Below are 2225 nucleotides of genomic sequence, written 5' to 3'. Positions count from 1 at the left end.
CGAAGGCCCGGCGCATCCAGAAGGCGGCCGACGGCAAGCTGGGGCTCATCGTCATCGACTACCTGCAGCTCATGACCTCGGGCAAGAAGGTCGAGAACCGCCAGGTCGAGGTCTCGGAGTTCAGCCGCCAGATCAAGCTGCTGGCCAAGGAGATCAACGTCCCGGTGATCGCCATCAGCCAGCTGAACCGTGGCTCGGAGCAGCGCACCGACAAGACCCCGCAGATCTCCGACCTGCGCGAGTCCGGCTCGATCGAGCAGGACGCCGACATGGTCTTCCTCATCAACCGGCCCGACGCCACGAGCGCGGGCGAGTCCGAGCGGCCCGGCGAGGCCGACATCATCGTGGCCAAGAACCGTTCCGGACCGACCAACAAGGTCGCCGTCAGCTTCCAGGGCCACTACTCGCGCTTCACCCCCATGGCCCGCGACGCCGAGCCGTCGCCCGGTGCTGCCGCAGGCGAGTTCTACGGCGGCTGACATGACGGCCCCGGCAGGTGTCGCGGAGCTGGCCGGCGCGCTGCGTCGAGCCTGGGGGCCGGACACCTGCGCCCCGGAGGACCGGTCGGCGTGGCACCCGGGCAACCCCGCGCGGGGGCAGTGCATCACCACGGTCCTGGTGGTCCACGACCACCTGGGCGGCGAGCTGGTCAGGGGCGAGGTGCACGTCGACGGCGAGCGCGTCGACTTCCACTGGTGGAACCGTCTGCCCGACGGCTCGGAGGTCGACCTCACGCGCGAGCAGTTCGCGCCCCACGAGATCGTCTCCGGTGGCACCACGGTCGCGCGCCCGGCCGATCCCGGGCGGGTGGCGCCTCAGTACGCCGTGCTCGTGCAGCGGCTGGCCGAGCTCAGCGTGACGTGACAGGCACGGCGGCCCGCGACGCGTCGGCCGGCTCGTCGGCGAGGTCGGTGGAGTCCTCGACCGCCTCCTGGTCGACGGCGCGGATGTCGGGGATGCGGAGCGAGGCCAGGGCGGCCACGAACATCGCACCGGCGAGCACCAGGAAGCCGACGGTGTAGCCGCGTTCGAGCGGGAACCCGCCGACGCCGGTGCTGCTCGTCACGATGGCCGCCATGACGGCGGACCCGATGGATCCGCCGATGGTGCGGATGTTGGCGTTCATGCCGCTCGCCACCCCGGTCTGGTGCGCCGGGACCGACGCGATCACGACGTTGGCCAGGCTCGAGAACACCAGACCACCACCGATGCCCTGCACGGTGATCGCCGCGTAGAGCTGCCAGGTCTGGTCGTGGAACAGGGCGATGGACGCGAAGGCGAGGCCGTTGAGCAGCGTGCCGGTGAGGATCACGGTCCTGGCGCCGAGGCGGGCGACGAGCTGGGCCGTGACGAACCCGACGAGGAACGACGCGAGCGCCGACGGTGCGATGAGCCGACCCGACTCGGTGGTCGTGGCCCCGAAGCCGTACCCGGCCTCGGTGGGGGTCTGCAGCAGCTGCGGAAGGAAGCCGAAGGCCGCGAACATGCCGAAGCCGACGCCGGCCGCGACCAGGTTGGCGGTCCAGACACCACGCCGCCGCATCATCGCCATGTCGATGAGCGGCACGTCGGCGCGCAGCTCGACCACGACCCAGACGACGAGCAGGACCACGGCCAGCGCCGGGAGGACGAGCACGGGCCACGACGTCCAGCCCCACACGTTCCCCTGGCTGACCGGCAGCAGCAGGCAGACGAGCCAGGCGGCGAGCAGCACGGCCGGCGTCGCCGGGATGCCACCGGGGGTGAGGACCGGCGACTCCGGCACGAGGAACGCCGCCCCGAGCGCCGCGATCGCGGTCGCGATCATCGGCAGCCAGAACAGCCAGGCGTAGCCGAGCACCTCGACGATCGGGCCGCCGAGCACGATGCCGACGCCGAAGCCCACGGCGGCCAGGGAGGCGATGATGCTGAGGGCGCGCCCGCGGCGCTGGTCGTCGAACTCGTCGCGGATGATGCCGAACGAGAGCGGCAGCACGCCGCCGCCGAGTCCCTGCACCACGCGGGCCACGAGCAGCCAGCCGATGCTGGGCGCGAGCGCCGCCATGAGCGAGCCGATCGCCAGCGCCACGAGGACGATGACCATCATCCGCTTCTTGCCGTACGCGTCGCCGATGCGGCCGAGCAGCGGCGTGCAGACCGACGCGGACAGCAGGTAGGCGGTGAGCACCCACGTGCTGGTGCTCTGGGTGGTGTCGAAGTGGTCCTGGATCAGCGGCAGGACCGGG

General features: G+C 71.6%; 3 protein-coding genes. 2 read left to right on the top strand and 1 reads right to left on the bottom strand.

Features of this window, described 5'->3' with window-relative positions; translation table 11 throughout:
- Window positions 1–479 (top strand): DnaB-like helicase C-terminal domain-containing protein (locus tag ASF38_RS00990; RefSeq protein WP_200914361.1); only part of this gene is annotated, 479 nt, incomplete at its 5' end.
- A gap of 1 nt (window position 480) precedes the next feature.
- Window positions 481–864 carry a hypothetical protein gene (locus ASF38_RS00985; RefSeq protein WP_056573116.1) on the top strand — a complete coding sequence of 128 codons (384 nt, stop codon included), beginning with the start codon at window positions 481–483 and terminating at the stop codon, window positions 862–864.
- Here ASF38_RS00985 and ASF38_RS00980 read toward each other — a convergent pair.
- The coding region (locus ASF38_RS00980) for an MFS transporter (protein ID WP_056573113.1) at window positions 851–2225 on the bottom strand (1375 nt) is incomplete at its 5' end. The two genes, ASF38_RS00985 and ASF38_RS00980, sit on opposite strands and share 14 nt — an antisense overlap.

It is taken from the genome of Aeromicrobium sp. Leaf272, assembly GCF_001422865.1.
Taxonomy (GTDB): Bacteria; Actinomycetota; Actinomycetes; order Propionibacteriales; family Nocardioidaceae; genus Aeromicrobium.
Note: the sequence above shows the minus strand (reverse complement) of the source record. Positions and strands in the feature narration are given on the sequence as shown.

Excerpts from the sequence above, each read along its gene's own strand:
- ASF38_RS00985 (WP_056573116.1), top strand. The coding sequence starts at position 481 with ATGACGGCCCCGGCAGGTGTCGCGGAGCTGGCCGGCGCGCTGCGTCGA.